This window comes from Paraburkholderia sp. SIMBA_053 (assembly GCF_046534895.1).
Taxonomy (GTDB): domain Bacteria; phylum Pseudomonadota; class Gammaproteobacteria; order Burkholderiales; family Burkholderiaceae; genus Paraburkholderia; species Paraburkholderia caledonica.
Map to the genome: position 1 here is coordinate 1 of NZ_JAWRXU010000563.1, position 277 is coordinate 277.

A 277-nucleotide genomic window follows, 5' to 3' on the forward strand; every position below is an offset into this window, starting at 1 on the left:
GAACTCGCGCAATTGCGCGAACTGCGTAGCGATAGTGAGTTCATCGAAGCATTTCGCGAGGCCAAGCGGCAGAACAAGTTGCGGCTCGTGCAGCGGCTCGCGCATCATACGAAGCTGCATTTCAATCCCGACGCGCTGTTCGATCTGCAGGTGAAGCGCATCCACGAATACAAGCGGCAATTGCTGAACGTGCTGCATGTGATCGTACGCTACAACCAGATTCGCGCGAACCCGGAGCGCGACTGGGTGCCGCGCGTGGTGATGTTCGCGGGCAAGG

1 protein-coding gene is annotated in these 277 nt (G+C 58.8%); it reads left to right on the forward strand.

From position 1 onward, the window contains the following. Window positions 1-277: glycogen/starch/alpha-glucan phosphorylase (locus SB753_RS36870; protein WP_410805076.1), on the forward strand; the 277-nt coding region annotated here is incomplete at both ends.